Origin of the sequence: Gracilibacillus massiliensis (assembly GCF_001458115.1) — a bacterium.
Taxonomy (GTDB): Bacteria; Bacillota; Bacilli; order Bacillales; family Amphibacillaceae; genus Gracilibacillus; species Gracilibacillus massiliensis.
Genome location: NZ_CZRP01000012.1, coordinates 179,356 through 200,827, shown reverse-complemented (window position 1 = coordinate 200,827; position 21,472 = coordinate 179,356). Strand labels below are relative to the sequence as shown.

Here is a 21,472-nt window from a genome sequence, read left to right as displayed (position 1 = left end):
AAACTATATGAATGGAAGAAGGAAATTATGAGTTTTTTGCATTATTATATTCGTTGTGGAGTAAAAATCGCATAAAAAAATACTCTCCTTTTTTGACAGTAGACAGATTTTCTCAGTCTTCAAAAGGAGAGTATAAACAATTTTATTTCGTTAATTTTGCGAATGCTTTATTTACAGCAGCAATCGTATTTTCAATATCCTCATCTGTATGAGAAGTTGAGAGGAACAGTCCTTCAAATTGAGAAGGTGGTAAAAATACTCCTTCTTCAGCCATACTACGATAATAACTAGCAAATGCGTCTGTATCTGATTTAGCTGCTGTTTCATAATTAATAACTGGTTCGTCAGCAAAGAATACACCGACCATGGAACCGGCCCGATTGATTTGCAGTGGGACATTATATTTTTCTGCAGCTTGTTGGTACCCTTCAACTAGACGATCAACTTTTTGGTTAATGGCTTGATAAGAAGCTCCATCCAACGCTTTTAAAGTTTCTAATCCTGCCGTCATAGCCAGTGGGTTTCCTGAAAGGGTACCTGCTTGATAAATATCGCCTACCGGTGCAATTCGTTCCATTATTTCACGTTTTCCTCCATAGGCCCCTACTGGTAGTCCACCCCCGATTACTTTCCCTAAACAAGTTAAGTCGGGTGTCACATCAAAATGGCCTTGTGCACAATGATAACCAACACGGAACCCTGTCATAACCTCGTCAAATATTAATAGAGATTGATACTCTGTTGTAATTTCACGTAGGCTTGGCAAAAATTCTGGGCTAGGCGGTACTACCCCCATGTTACCTGAGACAGGCTCGACAATTACAGCTGCGATATCCTCACCAAATTGATCAAAGGCATAACGAACACTTTCTAAGTCATTGTAAGGGACCGTAATGGTATGTTGAGCGACACTTTCAGGTACACCAGGACTATCTGGAAGTCCTAAGGTTGCAACACCAGAACCTGCTTTAATTAACAGTGAATCACCATGTCCATGATAGTTCCCCTCAAATTTAAGGATTTTATTTTTGCCTGTAAAACCACGAGCAAGACGCAGGGCACTCATCGTTGCTTCGGTACCTGAATTGACCATACGAACCATTTCGATAGACGGTACACGATCAATCACAAGCTCTGCTAATTGATTTTCTAGTAGTGTTGGTGCACCAAAGCTTGTTCCCTTTTCTGCCACATCTTTTAATTTTGAGACGACACGCTGATCTGCATGCCCCAAAATTAACGGTCCCCAACTTAGTACGTAATCAATATATTCATTACCATCAATGTCATAAATTTTGGATCCTTTTCCATGATCCATATAGATAGGATCCATGCCAACTGATTTAAATGCTCTAACCGGTGAATTGACACCACCCGGCATTAGATCAACGGATTCTTTATAAGCGTCTACAGATCTTTGATTTTTAAGCATAAAACGATTCCTCCTTAATTATCTTGTAACCATTTTGCGACATCTTTTGCGAAATAAGTAATAATTATGTCAGCACCCGCACGTTTCATCGCAATAAACTTTTCTAACACAATTGCTTTTTCATCCACCCATCCATTAAGACTTGCTGCTTTCACCATCGAATATTCACCACTCACATTATAGGCTACCACAGGTACTGGATGTTGATTTTTCACGTCTCTTATAATATCCATATAGGACAATGCTGGTTTTACAATTAAGAAATCTGCACCTTCTTCGATATCAGATGCGGCTTCACGTAATGCTTCTAAACGGTTTGCTGGGTCCATTTGATAGGTTTTACGATCTCCGAATTGCGGAGTAGAATCGGCAGCATCTCGAAACGGACCATAAAAGGCAGAAGCATATTTAACGGCATAAGACATAATTGGAATATTTTCAAATCCCGCTTCGTCCAATCCTTTACGAATCTCTGATACAAATCCATCCATCATATTAGAAGGAGCAATAATATCTGCACCTGCTTCCGCTTGTGTAACAGCTGTCTTTACATGAAGTGGTAACGATTTATCGTTATCAACATCTTGATGTTCAATCACACCACAATGTCCGTGAGAGGTATACTCACATAAACAGGTATCGGCAATAATTAATAATTGATCAGTTTTATTTTTAATATGACGAATCGCTTGCTGAACGATGCCATTTGGATCATAAGCGCCTGAACCTACTTCATCTTTCTCTTTAGGAACACCAAATAAAAGCAGTGAAGGTATGCCTAATGAAACTAATTCATCTATCTCGTCATCTAAATAATCCAATGAAATTTGAAATACACCAGGCATAGAACTTACTTCATTTTTTATGTTTTCACCTTCTACAATAAATAATGGATAGACTAAATCGTCTACTGTTAAGTCCGTCTCTCTCACAAATCGTCTCATCGTCTGGGAAGTTCTTAGCCTGCGATGCCGACTAAATTCTGAATTTTTCAATCTGAATCACCTTTTCTTAATATAGTTTATATAGCATTGCACCATATCTTCAATCGTATAGTTATCTGGGGAAATTATATCATTAAACATCGCTTTTTCTAAAGCGGTAGCTGTTGTCTGTCCAATCGCAACAGCAACAACTTCTTCTTTGATCCGTTCAAATTGTTGAGATGTTAAAAATTGTTGAAATGCTTGTACGGTTGACGGACTAGTAAAAAAAACAGCATCTACTTTTGATACCGTTTGCTGTAATAGTGGTTGCATCTCTTTATTTTTTATTGTACGATAAATCACAATTTTTTCAAAAGATATCTCTGCTTCCTTGAGTAACTGAGGAATTTCAGGCCTAGACTTTGAACCAACAATAAGTGCTATTTTTTGTTTCCCGTATGTATGTAAAAATTCCTTCACCATTATGTCGCCACTATATATGGTAGGTTGAAAATCAATGGTATAGCCATGTTTTTCTAACATCCAAGTTGTTTTTTCTCCAACTGCGGCAATTTTTTGAGTTACCGCTACTCCTAATTCTTTAACATATTGGTCAAAGAAACGAACCGCATTAGCACTTGTGAAAAATAACCAATCAGATTTTTCATTCAATCGCAAAAATTGATGGCGATTTTTTTTATTGATAATGGCTTCAAATCGAAGTAAAGGTACACGAATACACTTTGCACCTTCTGCTTCTAATAAATGAACTAAAGGAAGCGCTTGGGTCGCTTCCCTAGTTACCATTAAATGTTGACCTGCGAGAGGTTGGTTCATTCTTGGTTCTCCTCAATCGCTTCATCTACTAATTGTTGAGCGTCTCTTTCCTGAAGTTTCTCAGCAGCAACTTTCCCTACCTCCTCAGGCTCGCTCCCTTTAACCACTTCTTTTAAAACGGTCTTCCCATCACTACTTGATACAAGTGCGGTTAAAACCACTTCTTCACCATCTAAGTAAGCATAACCTCCGATAGGAACAGAGCAACCACCATTCAATAAATGTAAAAAGGTTCTTTCCGCTGTTACTGTTTTTTCAGTATATGCATCATTGATTTTTTCTAATAGTTCCAAGAGTTCTCGATCATCTTGACGACATTCAATCGCCAATGCACCTTGCCCAACAGCTGGTACACAAACATCCGGCTCTAGAAATTGAGTGACAATCTCTTCCTTCCACTTCATACGTTTTAATCCAGCAGCAGCGAGGATAATTGCATCAAAATTTTCTTCTTTTAACTTACGCATTCTTGTTTCAATATTACCACGAATCCATTGAATCTTAAGGTCTGGTCGTTCGGCTAAGATTTGAGAACCTCTACGCAGACTACTAGTACCCACAATAGCACCGCTCGGTAAATCTTCTAAACGCACATGATCATTGGAGATAAAAGCATCACGGTGATCTTCTCTTTCCGGAATAGCACCAATCACAAGACCTTCAGGCATAACAGCAGGCATATCTTTCATACTATGTACAGCAAAATCAATTTCTTTGTCATACATCGCCTTTTCGATTTCTTTTACAAATAAACCTTTTCCACCTACTTTAGATAATGTAACATTTAAGATCTGATCACCCTTCGTGACAATTTTTTTAATCTCAAATTCGTATTTATCTCCAGCTTGTTTTTTTAATTGTTCAATCACCCATTCTGATTGAGTAATCGCTAAGTTACTTCTTCTTGATCCTACAACAATTTTACGCACTGTTGTTGCCTCCTTCTAGTCGTATTACATATGAAAATTAGATAAAGAATTAAATAAGAAAAAATTAATCAACAATATTAAAAAAGCAACTATATTCCATGTTAAGATCAACTTTCCTCGATATTGTTGACGTATTCGCATAAACAAATAAAACGCATATACACCGAACACAAAAATTGAACCAATTGTTTTACTATCTCCCCAATAAAACTCGGTCCCTGTCATATAAGCCCAAACAACGCCTAAAATGATCGATAATAACAGCATAGGCTCTGCAAGGGCAATCAATTGAAAGGCCCGTTTTTCCAATCCTTCTAAGTCTTGGAATCTTCTCAACCATTTATACCCTTTTTTCTTCTTTAATAATTGATATTGCATAAAGTACAAACAGGCAAATATAAAAGAAATCGTAAACAATCCATACGAGACTAACGCCAGTACGATATGAGCGAAAAGCATTTCATTTAACATAACTGGAATTTGCGTAGAGTCGCTGATTTTAATCGATTGCAACGTATGAATGATCATCACAAAGAATCCAAATACACTGATAAAAAACATAAAGAATTCTTGGCGAAAAAAAAGATGGACCAATAAAGAAAACGTGATGATAATCCACGTATAGGTATAGAGCCCATCATTAAATGTTTGAATTGGCAAACTAGCAGATTGCCATATTTCCGTTAATAAAAAAATGGTTTGAATAACCCAAACCATTGCAAGCAACCAGAAAGCGATTCGGTTCGCTTTCTGGTTATGGTAAAGAAAATCTATAAAATAAAAAATAACGGTTAAACCATAGAGTAATAACATACCCTCGTGTAAAATTCTTTCTTCTAGCATAAAGGGAAAACCACCCAATTAATGTGTTGACACATTTTGTAGTTTTTGTAAGACTTTCTCTTTGGTTTGTTCCAATGTAATCACTTTATTGCTACCAGTCTTTTGTGATTCTTCCTCGACTCGATCTTCAATATTAAAGATTTGCGTGAACAATTGTAATGCTTGATCCGCATCTTTCTGTCCAGCAAGTTCTTTCGCTTGAAGAATCGGTTGTTTTAACATTTGGTTAACAATACTTTTGGTATGCTTGTTTAATACTTTCCGTTCACGTTCTGTTAAGTTAGGCATTTTGCGTTCAATACTTTTCATTGTTTCTTGCTGAATCGATAAAGCTTGTTCACGAAGTGCTGTAATTACAGGCACCACACCTAAAGTTTGTATCCACTCATTAAAAGCTACTATCTCTGCTTCGATCCATAATTCAATTTCTTCAGCTGCTTCTTTTCGCAATTCAAGGTTTGCATCGACCACATCTTGCAAATCATCTATATCATATAAGAAAACATTATCTAAACTGTCTAATGCGGGGTCAAGATCACGAGGTACTGCGATATCCACTAAAAATAATGGTCGTCCTTTACGCTTTTTCTCCACACGCTGATATAGTTCTTTAGTAATAATATAGTCGTTCGCACCTGTAGAACTAATGACAATATCTGCTTCCATTAACGTTTCTTCTAATGCTTCTGTAGATCTAGCACTACCCTGAAATTGAGTAGCTAATTGTTCCGCTTTTTCCAACGTACGATTAACTACCGTTACTTTTTCAGCACCGGAACCATAAAGGTTCTTGGCAGCTAATTCTCCCATTTTGCCGGCACCAATAATCACGATATGCTTTTCACGTAATTCTGCAAAGATTTTTTTGGCTAATTCCACTGCTGCATAACTTACAGATACGGCATTTTCCCCGATCATTGTTTCGCGCTGGCTCTTTTTACCAATCGTTATCGCTTGTTTAAATAATTCGTTAAAAATGGTACCAGTTAGTTTATGTTGTTGTGCTGTCAAGAAAGTTTGTTTTACTTGGCCAAGAATTTGCGTTTCTCCCATTACCATTGACTCCAATCCACAGCTTAAACGAAAAAGATGTTCTACCGCTGCTTCATTTTCATAAATGATAATGTGAGGTACAAATGCTTCTTTATCTATTCCGAACCAATCTGCTAAAAATTGCTTAATAAAGTACCTGCCTGTGTGAAGTTGATCGACGACCGCGTAAATTTCCGTACGATTACAAGTGGAAATAATGACATTCTCTAAGATACTTTTTCTACTATTGAGTTCTGTCATTGCCTCCATTAATGTATCGTCTTGGAATGCGAGCATTTCACGAACTTCAACAGGCGCTGTTTTATAATTTATACCTGCTGCTAAAATATGCACAATATCTACCCCCAAAAAAAGCAAAAAGCCTAACACATATATTTATTATTATAACACGTTTTAAAAATTAAATAGTGATGATTTTATGAACAGTTATCAAATCATCTATGGTAAAATGAAAATTGATCGTTTTTTCATAATTAGTTCTATTGTACTTTATCATAATCATTATGAATTATCAAGAAAATAAGTCTCAATTAATAATTATTTTAATCTAGGAGTGTTTATTTTGAAGAAAAATGGTCTTGTCGCCTTTTTATTAATTGGAATTGGCTTATTCTTTTTACTTAGAGAATTACGATTACCAATTCTAACTGATTTTTATTCTTGGCCCACCTTGTTGATATTGATTGGCGCTGCATTTCTTATATATTCTTTCTCTTCTAAAGATTTTAAGAACGTTTTCCCTGGTGTACTTTTACTTGGATTAGGCATCCATTTCCATGGATTAGCGCATTATTCCTTTTGGATTGACCATTGGGGCATGTATACCTTAATCGTTGCGATCGCCTTTTTAACCCGCGCTGTCAAAACGAAAAAAGGAACTATACCTGGTATTATTTTATTAATCATTTCTATTTTTGCCATCTTTGTCGAGAATCAGCCTGTTTGGTTTAGTTGGATTAATCAATTGATGTATTGGATTGAACGATTTTGGCCAGTGCTTTTAATTGGTTTAGGGATCTACCTACTCTTAAAAAAGAAATGAACTAAGCTATCATAGCATTACTTTCTAAATACAGAAACCTTTGAAAATAGAGAGAGAAAAGAAGGTGAAAGTATGAAGAACTATCTTGCTTACTTATTTACAGTTATCGGTGCAAGCTTTTGGGGACTGACTGGTTTGTTTGTAGAGGCTTTTTATGCTCAAGGGTTTTCGGCATGGGAAATCGTTGCAATACGATTATCTGCTTCATCCATCATTTTAGTCAGTACACTGCTGTTCCTTGCACCAAAACAATTAATTATTAAACTGAAACATATTCCGCACTTTTTCGGTTTAGGCGTATTAGGTATCGTCTTTTTTAATTAACTGCGACGTACTGATAATTCTATAAGTTCGTTTAACGGGGATAAGTTACTTTTTTGGATCTTCTTCACGGGAATTAGTCTTCTCTTCGCGGGAAAAGTGCTGCGGTAGACGGGAATTATACTGCTCTTCACGGGAATTATCGCTCATTCCCGTGAAGAAGCAAACAATTCCCGTTAACAGCACTTGAATTCCCGTGAAGAGACCATACAATCTGATGCTTTACAGTTTAATTTTCATCCTAACTTTTTGTCGACTAACAAATATAGGGTACCAACCAAAAGAGAAGGTTGATACCCTATATTTTTATTTTATATAGTTACCTAAGTAACGCCATACTTCTTCTTTTCCTTCACTCGTCTCTGCTGAGAATGGGATGACTGCGTCGTCTGGGTCCATTTCCAGTGTGTTAATTACTCGTTTTAAATGGGTGTCTTTTTTATTTTTTGGTATTTTGTCTAATTTGGTTGCGATAACCAAAACAGGAATCTCAAAATGCTTTAAAAAATCATACATCATACGATCATCTTCTGTTGGTTTATGACGTATGTCTACGATTAAAACTGTCAGTCGCAAAGTATCACGGAGTGAGAAATACTCTTCCATCATCTTGCCCCATTTTTCCCGCTCTTTTTTTGACACCTTTGCATAACCATAACCGGGCACATCGACAAAATAGAAAGCATCATTAATTGTATAAAAATTCAATGTTTGCGTTTTTCCAGGTTTAGAAGACGTACGAGCTAAGTTTTTTCGATTAATCAGCTTATTGATAAATGAAGATTTTCCAACATTTGAACGTCCTGCTAAAGCAATTTCAGGCCATCTATTATTTGGGTACTGTTTTTCAGAAACTGCACTTATGACTATCTCTGCTTTATTGACTTTCATGGTTCTCCTCCAACAATGCATACTCTAATACAGTATCTAAATGATCAACTGGAATAAACGTTAAACCTTCGCGTACACTCTCTGGAATATCTTCTAAATCTTTTTGATTATCAGCTGGAATTATAATTGTTGTAATACCTGCTCGGTGTGCACTTAATGACTTTTCCTTTAAACCACCAATCGGCAATACTCTTCCTCTTAAGGTAATTTCACCTGTCATTCCAACTTCTTTCCTTACAGCACGACCTGTTAATGCCGATACTAGAGCGGTTGCCATCGTAATACCTGCTGATGGACCATCTTTTGGTGTGGCACCTTCTGGAACATGGATATGAATATCATATTTTTCATTGAAATTAGGATCAATTTTAAATTTGTCTGCTCTTGAACGAATATAACTAAAAGCTGCTTGAGCAGACTCTTTCATGACATCTCCTAATTTACCTGTTAATGTTAATTTTCCTTTGCCCTTCGATAAACTTACTTCGATTGATAAAATATCTCCACCTGCTGCTGTATAAGCTAAGCCTGTTGCAGCACCTATTTGATGTTCTGCTTCCATGATGCCATAGCGAAATTTAGGTTTGCCTAAAATTGTTTCTAATTGTTTTTCTGTTACGACTACGCGCTGTTTCTCTTTTGAAACAATAATTTTAGCTGCTTTTCTGCAGATCGATGCTAATTGACGCTCTAAACCACGTACACCTGCTTCTCTCGTATAGACTCGAATCAATTTCAATAAAGCCTCATCACGAAGTTGTAAGTGACCTTTTTTAAGTCCATTTTCTTTCAATTGTTTCGGTAGTAAGTGTTGTTTCGCAATGTGTAGTTTTTCAAGTTCTGTATAACCTGCTATAGATATGACTTCCATACGATCTAACAGCGGTCTTGGTATTGATGCTAGATTATTAGCTGTAGCAATAAACATGACTTTAGATAGATCATACGTTTCTTCTAAATAATGATCACTAAATGAATTATTCTGCTCAGGATCCAACACTTCTAACATTGCAGATGATGGATCTCCTCTAAAATCATTAGACATTTTATCAATTTCATCTAATAAAAAAACTGGATTAACCGTTTCTGCTTTCTTCATCCCTTGTACAATTCGGCCTGGTAATGCACCAATATACGTTCGTCGGTGGCCTCGAATTTCAGCTTCATCTCGAACACCGCCTAATGAAATTCGCACAAAATTTCTATTGATTGCCCTTGCAACGGATTTAGCTAAAGAGGTTTTCCCAACCCCTGGAGGTCCAACCAGACAAAGAATCGGTCCTTTTAACGAATTGGTTAATTGTTGAACAGCAAGATATTCTAAAACACGTTCTTTTACTTTATCTAAACCATAATGGTCTTCATCTAAAATATCTTCCGCATGATTAATATCTAAATTGTCTTCCGTTTCTTCCGTCCATGGTAAAGCAAGTACCCAATCAATATAATTTCGGATCACAGAACTTTCAGCAGAGCTCTGTGGAACACGTTCATATCGATTAAGTTCTTTTTCTACAAGCTCTACAATACGGTCCGGGAATTCTTTTTCTTGCAATTTTTCACGTAAGGCAGCTAGCTCTCCTGTCTTTCCATCTTTGTCACCTAACTCTTTTTGGATGGCTTTCATTTGTTCACGCAAATAATACTCTTTTTGTGTTTCTTCCATTGATTTTTTTACACGCTGGCCAATTTTTCTTTCTAATTCTAACACTTCTTTTTCGTTTGAAATGATATCCAATAATTTCTTAAGACGTTTTGAAACATTTTTCGTTTCCAAAATCTCTTGCTTATCAGACATTTTTAGTGTGATATGAGAAGCTACTACATCAGCAAACCGACTTGGCTCTTCAATATCGGTTACACTTGCTAAAGTCTCTTTACTAACTTTTTTAGAGATTTTAGTATAATGTTCGAATTGTTCTAATAACGTACGCATCAATGCATCCTCTTCTGCTTTCTTCTGATGCACGTCAGCTATTTTTTCAATCTCAACAAAGAATTGCTTTTCTTCGTTAATAAATTGCTTAATCTCAGCACGGTACAAACCTTCTACTAAGACTCTCATTGTTCCATTAGGTAATTTTAGCATCTGATTTACTTTTGCCACTGCACCAATTATATGTATGTCATCGGTATTAGGCTCATCAACAGCACTTTCTTTTTGTGCTGCTAGAAAGATCGTTTGATCATTCATCATTGCCTTTTCTAGCGCTTCAATTGATTTTTCTCGTCCTACGTCCAAGTGAATCACCATGCCAGGAAAGACGATTAGACCGCGCAAAGGTAATAATGGTATATGTATAAATTTTGATTCTGTCATATGGCACCTCCGTCAAAGCTACTAGTTCTATGATTTAAAAATAATTCCCTAGTACCATTGTTGTTATGTTAAATCCCATTGTTATAAGTTTAAAGAAGTTTTGTTTTTTTGTAAATCAAAAGTATTTAAGTACGTGCTCCTAGTTTTACCGATTACTTGTTAAACATACAAAATCCCTTGTTAGTTAACAAGGGATTTTACGTATTATCACGATGTAATTAAAACTTGTAGTCTCACTTTAAGCACTTTCTTTTGGTGATTGAAGATCGATAACTGTGCCGTCTTCATGAACGAGTTTTGGTCGGCCATTTTCTTCTGTTACCGTTTCTTTGGTAATGATACATTTCTCAATATCATCCCTTGATGGTAATTCAAACATTACATCTAACATAATGCCTTCTAAAATGGACCTTAAACCACGTGCCCCTGTTTTTCGTTCAATCGCTTTTTTGGCTACTTCTTCTAAAGCACCTTCTTCAAACTCTAATTCCACATCATCGATTTCAAACAGTTTGTTATATTGTTTTACTAAGGCATTCTTTGGTTTCGTTAAGATTTCAACTAATGCTTCTTCATCTAAAGGCTCTAAACTACCGATTACCGGTAAACGCCCGATAAATTCTGGAATTAGTCCATATCGCAATAGATCTTCAGGTAGAACTTTGGAAAGTAATGCGGCTTTGTCTAATTCCTGATTATCTGCATCAGCACCAAAACCAATTACTTTTTTACCTAAGCGACGTTTAACGATTTGTTCAATACCATCAAATGCTCCACCACAAATAAATAAAATATTCGTTGTATCAATTTGAATAAATTCTTGATGCGGATGCTTTCTTCCACCTTGTGGTGGCACACTTGCAGTTGTACCCTCAAGAATTTTTAATAAAGCTTGTTGTACACCTTCACCAGACACATCTCTTGTGATAGATGGATTTTCTGACTTACGTGCCACTTTATCAATTTCATCGATGTAGATAATACCTTTTTCTGCTTTTTCCACATCATAATCGGCTGATTGAATTAACTTTAATAAGATATTTTCCACATCTTCCCCAACATAACCCGCTTCTGTTAAAGAGGTAGCATCTGCTATTGCAAACGGTACATTTAAAATACGAGCAAGCGTTTGAGCTAGTAATGTCTTACCACTACCTGTTGGTCCAATCATTGCGATATTACTCTTCGCTAATTCAACCTCATCCTTCGATTTTGGCGAATTAATACGTTTGTAATGATTATATACGGCAACAGATAAATTTTTCTTTGCCTTTTGTTGTCCTATCACATAATCATCTAAAATTTCACAGATTTCTTGTGGTTTTGGAATATCTTTGTATTCTACTTCTTCTTCTGTTCCTAACTCTTCTTCCACAATTTCTGTGCAAAGTTCAATACATTCATCACATATATAAACACCTGGTCCTGCTACTAATTTACGAACCTGGTCTTGGCTTTTTCCACAGAATGAACATTTCAATTGACCTTTTTCTTCATTAAATTTGTACATGACATTCACCCCTTGTTCAAAAAGTATTTCATATGATCGAAAAACATTTTGTTTGTCTTTAGCCAATCATATCAAATTGTTTCAAAATAAAAAAGTAATACACTTTTTTCGTTATCGTTTTAGAAGCGTATCAGTCTTTTACTTTGATTACAAATATTTTGCGTTGTGTAAAGTAGAGTTACTATATATCTATGTTAGTCTAACCAAATGTATATCCTTCTATTGCATTGAATTTATGATTATGTATAAATCGGGATTGTTAAGCTAGGTAGGATAATTGCGATTATGTTAGAGAAAACAAGGCACGGTCGAGCGTACCTTGTTTTCCTATACAACATTATTTTGTTTTGCTGTTATCTACAAGGACATCAATAGCTTTTTTGAATTTCAAATCTTCTTGAAGCGCTGCAGTGTTTCCACCTAGTGCTTGTTTGATTTGATCTATTTCCATGTTGTACATAGATGCCATTGATTCTAATTCTTTTTCAACATCTTCATCTGTTACTTCTACATTCTCAGCTTGAGCAATTGCTTCTAATGTCAAGTTTGTTTTCACACGTTTACCAGCATCTTCTTTCATTTGCTGTTTAAGCGCATCTTCATCTTGACCGGAGAATTGGAAGTACATGTCTAATGTCATACCTTGCATTTGAAGCTTTTGTTCAAATTCTTGAAGCATACGATCTAGTTCAGATTGTACCATAGCTTCTGGGATTTCCACTTCTGCATTATCTGACGCTTGTTGGATTAATTCTTCACGCTTGCTTGCATCTGCTTCATTTTCTTTTTGTTCTTGCAGACGTTTTTTTGTTTTTTCTTTTAATTCATCTAAAGTCTCTACTTCTTCATCAACATCTTTAGCAAACTCATCATCCAATTCTGGAAGTTCTTTTGCTTTGATTTCATGAATTTTCACTTTAAATGTCGCTTCTTTACCAGCTAGGTTTTCAGCATGATACTCTTCAGGGAAAGTTACGTCAACTTCACTTTCTTCCCCAGCTTTTTTACCAATTAATTGCTCTTCAAAACCAGGAATGAAAGAACCTGAGCCAATTTCTAATGAATGATTATCTGCTTGACCGCCTTCAAAAGCCTCTCCATCTACAAAACCTTCGAAGTCGATAACTGCTGTGTCACCATTCTCAATTTCGCCTTCTTCTTTCACAACTAATTCTGCTTGTTGTTCTTGTTGTTTTTTGATTTCTTCTTCTACATCTTCATCTGTTACTTCTGTAGATTGTTCTTCTACTTCTAGCCCTTTGTATTCGCCTAGTTTCACTTCAGGCTTAACTGTAACTTTTGCTGTGAAGATAAGATCTTTTCCTTTTTCGATTTGCTCAATATCAACTTCTGGTTGATCTACTGGCTCAATTCCAGTCTCTTCTACCGCGGCAGTATATTCACCAGGCAGAATGATGTCAACTGCATCTTGATATAATGATTCTACACCAAAACGCTTTTCAAACATTCCTCTTGGCATTTTTCCTTTACGGAAACCAGGTACTTGAACTTCTTTTACGACTTTTTTAAAGGCCTGGTCTAAAGCACTATTAAATTTGTCAGCTTCAACTTCAATTGTTAATACGCCAACATTACCTTCTTGCTTTTCCCATTTTGCTGTCATTCTATATTCCCTCCAACATAATAACTTGTATATTTGACGTTCATTCAATATACCATCTTATAATAGACCGAACGCAAATTGCAACCATCTTATTATAACATAATTGCTTTTGCTTTCAATAATAAAGTGAGACTTCAATCAGTGGGAGCTTTTCCTCCACTGATTTTTAGCGAAACTTATCAGGAAGTTATCGTCCGTTTATCCTCCACTTAGTATTTTTGTTATCACTAGAAACTTGAGGTGGGGGTATTACGGACGGTTAGCACCGTGATAATAACGTATGTAGGTAAATTTTCTATGTATATATGATTACACATCTAAAATAGTGCCATATAAAGTTTCCGAGACTTCAATCATTTTTAAGTAATGTTCTTTCATCAAAGATGTTTTTCTATCATCATATTCTTCCGTAAAGTGAAAGCTTTTGCTCACATAATACTGTAGTGATTCAGCTAATAGTTCATAGTTTTCTTTTTGAGGTAGAAAAGGAGTGTATACATATGCAAAACGTTCGAGTATAAATTGAATCATCTGATATTTTGTAGGGTCTTGTTGCTGCAAATCCTCCAAATAATTTGTAACACCTGTAAAAAAAGAGGTAGGTAAAACGGAATCGAGTTCATTAAAATGGATCGTATCTGTTAGATCAAATTTTTCAATATGTATCGAAGCAGAAGGATTTAATTTCTCATAATACTCTAAAATTGCTGTTTTAACCACAGGATGAATCTCAGAGTCTTGTAACATTTCTCTAAATAACTTTTTGTCATTTTTAGTTTCTAATTGCAGTAACCGCTTTATCATATACCATTGCTTTCGATCATTTTTCTCCCTAATCGCTTCTTCTAATTGTTTTTCTACTTCTATGTATGACTGTTTATCTTCCTGTTGTTGTAATTCGGTACTCAGTTGATACATATGTCGTAATTGTTCATTAATGTGATCCGGTATCAGTTCTTCATCTAAGGCATCTTCAATTAGATACATGACTTCTTTGTATTTGCTTGATTGAAATAATAAGGTTGAATATATATGTACATAATAGGCAAAGTATTGGTCTTTCTTATCAATTAACTCTTCACAAAGATCTTCCGCTTCTTCTTGCATATTTAATTCCATCATACAAATTAATTTACCAGTCATCACCTCATGAGAATGTACCCCATTTTCAGTTAATTGTAAAAAATACTGATACGCTTGGTCAAATTGATTCTCTTGCATCGCCTTTTTAGCCTGTTCTTCCAGATTATCCTTCCATTTCGGAAAAATAATAACATTCTCCCGTTCCTCTTCCATATTTTCACCTACCTTTAGTTGTAGTAGTCTTATTATAAAATTTATTAGTGAAAGACTCAAGAAATAGTATGATAAGTATTTGTCAGTTAATACCCCTTTTTATAATCGACTACATTAATATTTGGTTTCTTTGATTTAAGATATTCTTTGAAATTCGGAATAAAAATATCCTCTAACACGCGCTGATCATATTGCTCGGTTGCACCTGCAGAGTGCGGAGTGACAATAACATTTTCCATCTTCCAAAGCGGGCTATCATCTGGTAACGGTTCTGTTGCAAAAACATCTAATCCTGCACCGGCAATTTTATTATCCTGTAGTGCTTCTATTAAATTCTGTTCTCTTACAATCGCTCCACGACCGATATTAATGAAGAATGCACTTTTTTTCATTTGATTGAATTGCGATGCAGCAAACATTTCCCTGGTTTGATTAGTTAATGGTAGGGTAACCACCACGTAATCACACTGTGGAAGTACCTGTGATAGTTGGTCTTGTGTATACATATGATCCACGTAAGCAGTTTCTTTTCCAGAGTGACGCACACCTAATACTTTCATTCCAAATGCTTTAGCTATTTTCGCGGTTTCCTGGCCAATTTCTCCAACACCGATAATGCCAATTGTTTTTTGATGCATCTCTAATTTTAAATTGGCATTATCCCATTGTTTTTGTTGTTGTTGGCGCACATATGTATGAATTTTTCTTGTTAAACTTAACATTAGAGCAAATATTGTTTCAGAAATAGGAAAGGCATGTACTCCATTGGCACTTGTTAGAAAAACATCTTTTTGTTCTAATTGTTCTAATGGGAGACCATTTACTCCTGCACTCCACACTTGAATCCAACGCAAATTGGTATTTTCTTGCAATAGTATATCCTTTGATTTTTTATTCCAATGAAGAACAACTTCTGCAGTTTTCAAATCATCGAGATTTTCGTTATTCACAATTCGCCAATTTGGTGCTATTTCTTTTAATTGATGAAGATACTTTTCATCCAGATCCACGTTGACAACTAATGTTTTTTGAGTCATAAGTCCTCCCATTATTCTTGGCAAGCAAATGCCCTACTTTAGAACATTGTATCATTTATCATAACAAATTTGGAACAGAATTCACTAGCGACCAAATAATAGTGGATAAAAGAGAACGGTAACACTTCACTATTTTTTCATGTGTTACGCCTTTTCTTCCAAATCGCTAATTCATATGCTTCTACTTCTCCTTTTCCTTGCCATGAACAACATATCGGTGAGTTCGAACTCGAGTAATTACTACTTATTTTTTCCCATCTACCAGTTGCAGGTAATCTAATATTCATTTTGTTTGAACTGGGATTAACAAAAACAACAAAGTCTTCTTTTTTACCGAAAAGCATATAGCCAAACACAGGTTGAGGTGTCTTAATAACATGGAAGCGTTCTTGTATCTTTTTAGCTGAATCTAACCGAAAGACATTATATTGTTTCCTCAGTGATATAAGCTGTTGAACCCATTTAATATTTTCGTTTTCCTCTACTCTTTTTTTCCAGTCTAATTGGTTAATAGCATCGCCTGATATATAACTGTTCTCATCACCATATTTAGTTCGAAAAAATTCTTGACCAGCATGAATGAATGGTATGCCTTGACTTAAAATCGTTAAGCCTGTTGCTAATTGGTGCATTCGCTTACGATCTTCCTCGGCTGCTTCAGGATTTGTTTTAAGTAACCAATCTGCCAATGTATGATTATCGTGACATTCTACATAGTTAATCGACTGAAGTGGACGAGAAAACAATCGATTTCCAAATCTTAAATCGGAAGAACCCGAAACTATTTGCGGAAGATCTTCTAGATAGTGACCATCACCATTTACAAATCCCTTATTTATCAAATCATAGCCTTTGACCACGTCTCGAAATCTATCATTAAATTGACTAATCCCTACTATTTGATCAGATTGCGCAATGGTTGCTTTTATAGTTGGTGGTAGAGGTGTATTTAAATCCCACCCTTCTCCTAACAAAAAGATAGGTCTAGCTTCTAGTTGACATCTTCTGTAAATAACCTGCATTGTATCAATATCAATTAGCCCCATTAAATCAAAGCGAAAACCATCTACTAAATATTCTCGAAGCCAATAATCGACGGTATCCAATATCAGTTTCCGAACCATTTTTCGCTCGGTTGCTAAATCATTTCCCGTACCACTGCCATTACTTAAATCACCGTTTTCATGATAGCGAAAATAATATCCTGGCACTAATTTTTCAAGAACAGAATTTTCATGATCAAAGACATGGTTAAATACCACATCTAAAATTACGGAAATTCCTTCTTTATGAAAACTATTTATCATTTGCTTACATTCTTTCACTCGACAGCTTGGATTATTGACATCGGTCGCATAACTTCCTTCTGGAACCATAAAATATAACGGATCATACCCCCAATTGTAACTCTTTTCAGGTTGTAGCTCATCGACACGGGCAAAGTCTTGAATAGGTAAAAGCTGAACATGCGTACAACCCAACTCACTTACATAGTGCAATGCCGTTGAATAACCGTCGGTAGTGCTTGTGTTCTTCTCTGTTAATCCTAGAAATTTCCCTTTTTGTTGGACACCGCTTTCTTGACAACTCGTAGCATCACGCACATGTAATTCATAGATAATTGCATCTTTTTTATAAACTTTAGGGTAAATAGTAGTTCTGAAGTTTTTTGGGTCTGTCGATTCTAAATCCACTACAACACATTCTTCGCTATTGGCTGTCATGCTTTTAGCATAGGGATCGTTTACCAATCGCTCTTCCCCATTGATTTTAACTGCGAATTGATACGTACAATCCTTTATATCCCCGGTCACTTTGTTATACCAGACACCATTTTCTTTCCTCTTCATCATTAGTCGTTGTTTGTTTAGAATCAGCATTACATTGGTCGCGGTAGGTGCCCATACAGAGAAAGTAGTTGCTTCTTTTGAATAGCTGTTTCCAAGTAGTTCATTACTAGCATCATATGTTTGATCAAACCAGACACTTCGAACAACCTCCCTTGGATAAATAGAATAACAATTTTCTCCCCATCTTAAAAAAGCATCCTCTCCAATTGGGAGGTTGCAATCCAGGAAAATATTTATTTTTTGTTTCGATAGATATTCAATTGCTCTAATTGTCACTTCATCTTTACCAACAGTTATTTCTGGAACGTGATTCCTACAATCATCAAAAAGATTTTCTTCTATCGTTATCCTGTCTTTTTCATCCAACCATGCAACTAACCTCTCCATAAATAAAGCACCTCAGATCCTTTTTAAAAGATACCTAGATGTAAGATATTCTCATGTCTCTAAGTAATATAACAATTTTTCCTATCATATAGTAATAACAGTTAGAATATGCTGTTGAAGTTGAAAGGAGTTTAAATGACACAATACCTAAGTGATCTAGATATTTACCTTTACCACCAAGGAACACATTATCACAGCTATCAGTTCCTCGGTTGTCACACCAGAAAAACGGGCTATCAATTTACGGTATGGGCCCCTAATGCTGCTCGTGTCGAAATAGCTGGTGACTTTAACAATTGGACCGGTAAACATCACCAATTAGAACGAGTCAACCAAAATGGGTTATGGAGTGGCTATTTTTCTAATATCCCTGCAAATACAGCTTACAAATATCGAATTACACCGAAAAATGGACCAGCATTTCTAAAAGCTGATCCCTATGCAGTTCAGGCAGAACTTCGGCCACGTACAGCATCTTTGACACCTTCTTATGATCAGTATATGTGGAACGATCAGAAATGGGAATCAAATAAAAAGAATTACAATCCTTACGAATCTCCAATCTTGATCTACGAGCTACATCTTGGTTCCTGGAAAACAAAGGAAGATGGAAGCTACTTTTCTTACAGGGAATTAGCCGATGAGTTAATTCCGTATGTAAAAAAATTAAACGTAACACACATAGAATTATTACCGATTGCAGAGCATCCATTGGACATATCCTGGGGGTACCAAATTACCGGCTATTATGCAGCAACTAGCCGATATGGTACTACAACTGATTTCAAATTTTTTATCGACCAATGTCATCAACATCATATTGGGGTGATCATGGACTGGGTTCCAGGTCATTTTTGCAAAGATGAACAAGGTTTACGGCAATTTGATGGTGAACCATTATATGAATATAGTGATCCAAAAAAAGCTGAGAAACGTTCTTGGGGTACATTAACGTTTGACTTTGGGCGACCTGAAGTTCAAAGTTTTTTGATATCTAATGCGATCTACTGGATGGAAGAGTATCATATTGATGGACTTAGAGTTGACGCTGTTGCAAGTATGACGTACTTGAATTTTGATAGAGATGATAACGAAGAACAATTAAAAAATGGATTAGGTGGCGACCAAAATTTAGAAGCAATTGCTTTTTTGAAAAAACTGAATGAAGTCGTATTTGACATTCACCCTCATGCCTTAATGATGGCGGAAGATAGTTCAGATCTTCCTCAAATAAGTCATCCTACATCAATTGGCGGACTTGGCTTTAATTTCAAGTGGAATATGGGTTGGATGAACGATTTACTTACGTATATGGAATATGATCCCGTCTATCGAAAATGGCATCACAACTTACTGACTTTCTCAATGATGTATAACTATAGTGAGAATTTTGTTCTTCCACTGTCACATGATGAAGTTGTTCATGGGAAAAAGTCACTTTTAAATAAAATGCCCGGAGATCAATGGCAACAATTTGCTAACTTAAGATTACTATTTGGCTACATGATCATGCACCCTGGCAAAAAACTTATCTTCATGGGTGGTGAGTTTGGTCAATATATTGAATGGCGAGATCAACATCAACTAGATTGGCTTTTATTCGACTATCCATTGCATGACTCGTTATTTCAATATACGAGAGCCCTTTTTCAATTTTACCTTGATCAACCCGCTTTATACGAATTAGATCATAATCCAGATGGATTTCAATGGATAGATGCAGATAACAAGGATCAAAGCATTTTAGTCTTCCTTCGTAAAAACATTGATGCTAAAGAAGATTTACTTATAATCTGTAATTTCACACCAAAAGTATATCACGAGTACAAAATTGGAGTGCCTTATGTAGGAACATATAAGGAAATTTTCAACTCTGATGCAACTTGTTTTGGAGGATCTGATCAACAAAATTCTACTTTGCATGAAACCATTTCACAAGAATGGCATCATCAAAAACAACATATTAAAGTAACGATTCCACCATTAGCTGTATCCGTTTTTAAGCAAGAACAAAATCTAGAAAAGGAGGGATTGCAATGAAGAAAGAATGTGTAACCATGCTTCTTGCTGGAGGCGTAGGCAAACGTCTCGGCTTGCTTACCAAAAATCTCGCAAAACCTGCTGTACCTTTTGGCGGGAGATACCGTATTATTGATTTCACTTTAAGTAACTGTTTAAATTCAGGAATGTACACAGTTGGTGTCTTAACACAATATTCACCCCTTGATCTCCACAAACACATTGGTGTCGGAAAACCTTGGGACCTTGATCGGATGGAGGATGGTCTCACGATATTATCGCCCTTTACCGTCAATGATGGCGGTAGTTGGTATCTTGGGACTGCTGATTCCATTACCAAAAATATTCATTTCATTGAACGGTATGATCCCGAATATCTGATGGTTTTATCGGGGGATCATATTTATCATATGGACTATGATAAATTGCTCAAATACCACAAGGAAAAAAATGCAGATGTGACCATTTCTGCTCTTGAAGTACCGTGGGAAGATACTTCACGTTTCGGCATTTTAAATACATCCGATGACCTTAAAATCAACCAATTCGAAGAAAAGCCAACCAATCCTAAAAATAACCTAGCATCGATGGGGATTTATATCTTTAATTGGAAAATCTTAAAAAGTTATTTAGAAGCTGACACAAGAGATTCGGAGTCCAATCATGATTTTGGCCAGGACATTCTACCTGCTATGATCATGGATAATCTCTCTCTTTACGCCTATCGTTTTGAAGGTTATTGGAAAGATGTTGGAACGATTCAAAGTTATTGGGAGGCGCACATGGATCTTTTGGAAGAAAATTTGTCGTTTTCCTCTCCTAATAACAATTGGAGAATCTATTCCCACGACTCAAATTTTGCGCCACAACTTATCAATAAGCAGGCTACTATTCGACATTCCTTAGTGAACAACGGCTGTGTTGTCTCAGGGTCTTTGGACCATTCGGTATTATTTGAAAATGTTCAAGTAGCTAAAAACTCGGTAATTAAACAATCTATCCTTCTGCCTGGTGCACGAATCGGGGAAAATGTCGTTTTAGAAAGAGTGATTGTCCAAGAGAATGTAACGATTCCAAGCAATACTCGAATTATCGCTAAATCTAGTTCCGACCCTATTGTTCTATCGAATGAAAATCTCGAATCTATTTCGTAAG

The 21,472-nt window shown here is 36.0% G+C and carries 17 protein-coding genes; 4 read left to right on the top strand and 13 right to left on the bottom strand.

All coding sequences use genetic code 11. The annotated features are described in order from the left end of the window. Window positions 1-142 precede the first annotated feature (142 nt). Genes hemL through hemA form a run of 6 tightly spaced genes read right to left on the bottom strand, consistent with a single transcriptional unit; the run spans window position 143 to window position 6,353 of the window. Window positions 143-1,432, bottom strand: a complete 1,290-nt coding sequence (gene hemL / locus BN3107_RS08590; protein ID WP_058307224.1) for a glutamate-1-semialdehyde 2,1-aminomutase — start codon at window positions 1,430-1,432, stop codon at window positions 143-145. Window positions 1,433-1,446: 14 nt separating this feature from the next. Further along, window positions 1,447-2,427, bottom strand: coding sequence for a porphobilinogen synthase (hemB, locus tag BN3107_RS08585; RefSeq protein ID WP_077065082.1), 981 nt, complete (start codon window positions 2,425-2,427; stop codon window positions 1,447-1,449). Window positions 2,428-2,433: 6 nt separating this feature from the next. Further along, a complete protein-coding gene (locus BN3107_RS08580; protein WP_058307223.1) occupies window positions 2,434-3,195 on the bottom strand; it encodes a uroporphyrinogen-III synthase in 762 nt (253 codons plus the stop codon). Next, window positions 3,192-4,124, bottom strand: coding sequence for a hydroxymethylbilane synthase (gene hemC / locus BN3107_RS08575; protein ID WP_058307222.1), 933 nt, complete (start codon window positions 4,122-4,124; stop codon window positions 3,192-3,194). The genes BN3107_RS08580 and hemC overlap by 4 nt, the downstream gene beginning before the upstream one ends. Before the next feature lie 24 nt (window positions 4,125-4,148). After that, a complete protein-coding gene (locus BN3107_RS08570) occupies window positions 4,149-4,967 on the bottom strand; it encodes a cytochrome C assembly family protein (RefSeq protein WP_058307221.1) in 819 nt (272 codons plus the stop codon). 18 nt (window positions 4,968-4,985) lie between these two features. Continuing rightward, window positions 4,986-6,353: a glutamyl-tRNA reductase gene (hemA, locus tag BN3107_RS08565; RefSeq protein WP_058307220.1), complete on the bottom strand. Its 1,368-nt coding sequence runs from the start codon at window positions 6,351-6,353 to the stop codon at window positions 4,986-4,988. A gap of 220 nt (window positions 6,354-6,573) precedes the next feature. On the opposite strand from hemA, the gene BN3107_RS08560 reads away from it, so the two are divergent. Then, the gene (locus tag BN3107_RS08560) at window positions 6,574-7,062 is read left to right on the top strand and encodes a LiaI-LiaF-like domain-containing protein (RefSeq protein ID WP_316245026.1); all 489 of its coding nucleotides are present in this window, start codon (window positions 6,574-6,576) and stop codon (window positions 7,060-7,062) included. Window positions 7,063-7,134: 72 nt separating this feature from the next. Beyond that, window positions 7,135-7,386 (top strand): EamA family transporter, encoded by a 252-nt coding sequence (locus BN3107_RS08555; protein WP_058307218.1) that lies wholly within the window; start codon window positions 7,135-7,137, stop codon window positions 7,384-7,386. Window positions 7,387-7,689: 303 nt separating this feature from the next. On the opposite strand, the gene yihA is transcribed toward BN3107_RS08555, so the two are convergent. The 7 genes from yihA to pulA all read right to left on the bottom strand — a co-directional run bounded on the left by yihA (window position 7,690) and on the right by pulA (window position 18,298). Further along, entirely contained in the window at window positions 7,690-8,274 is a 585-nt protein-coding gene (gene yihA / locus BN3107_RS08550; protein WP_058307217.1) for a ribosome biogenesis GTP-binding protein YihA/YsxC, read from the bottom strand. Beyond that, a complete protein-coding gene (lon, locus tag BN3107_RS08545; protein WP_058307216.1) occupies window positions 8,261-10,594 on the bottom strand; it encodes an endopeptidase La in 2,334 nt (777 codons plus the stop codon). Before lon ends, yihA begins: the two co-directional genes overlap by 14 nt. Window positions 10,595-10,832: 238 nt before the next feature. After that, window positions 10,833-12,104 carry an ATP-dependent protease ATP-binding subunit ClpX gene (gene clpX, locus BN3107_RS08540; RefSeq protein WP_058307215.1) on the bottom strand — a complete coding sequence of 424 codons (1,272 nt, stop codon included), beginning with the start codon at window positions 12,102-12,104 and terminating at the stop codon, window positions 10,833-10,835. Window positions 12,105-12,441: 337 nt separating this feature from the next. After that, the gene (gene tig / locus BN3107_RS08535) at window positions 12,442-13,728 is read right to left on the bottom strand and encodes a trigger factor (protein WP_058307214.1); all 1,287 of its coding nucleotides are present in this window, start codon (window positions 13,726-13,728) and stop codon (window positions 12,442-12,444) included. A 309-nt stretch (window positions 13,729-14,037) separates the two neighbouring features. Continuing rightward, window positions 14,038-15,024, bottom strand: coding sequence for a hypothetical protein (locus BN3107_RS08530; protein ID WP_058307213.1), 987 nt, complete (start codon window positions 15,022-15,024; stop codon window positions 14,038-14,040). A gap of 86 nt (window positions 15,025-15,110) precedes the next feature. Continuing rightward, window positions 15,111-16,061: a D-2-hydroxyacid dehydrogenase gene (locus BN3107_RS08525; RefSeq protein WP_058307212.1), complete on the bottom strand. Its 951-nt coding sequence runs from the start codon at window positions 16,059-16,061 to the stop codon at window positions 15,111-15,113. A 137-nt stretch (window positions 16,062-16,198) separates the two neighbouring features. Continuing rightward, entirely contained in the window at window positions 16,199-18,298 is a 2,100-nt protein-coding gene (gene pulA / locus BN3107_RS08520; RefSeq protein WP_058307211.1) for a type I pullulanase, read from the bottom strand. A gap of 135 nt (window positions 18,299-18,433) precedes the next feature. Here pulA and glgB point away from each other — a divergent pair, with 135 nt between their 5' ends. Together glgB and BN3107_RS08510 are read left to right on the top strand one after the other, a co-directional pair. After that, window positions 18,434-20,338: a 1,4-alpha-glucan branching protein GlgB gene (gene glgB / locus BN3107_RS08515; protein ID WP_058307210.1), complete on the top strand. Its 1,905-nt coding sequence runs from the start codon at window positions 18,434-18,436 to the stop codon at window positions 20,336-20,338. Then, window positions 20,335-21,471: a glucose-1-phosphate adenylyltransferase gene (locus tag BN3107_RS08510; RefSeq protein WP_148434697.1), complete on the top strand. Its 1,137-nt coding sequence runs from the start codon at window positions 20,335-20,337 to the stop codon at window positions 21,469-21,471. The genes glgB and BN3107_RS08510 overlap by 4 nt, the downstream gene beginning before the upstream one ends. Window position 21,472 lies beyond the last annotated feature (1 nt).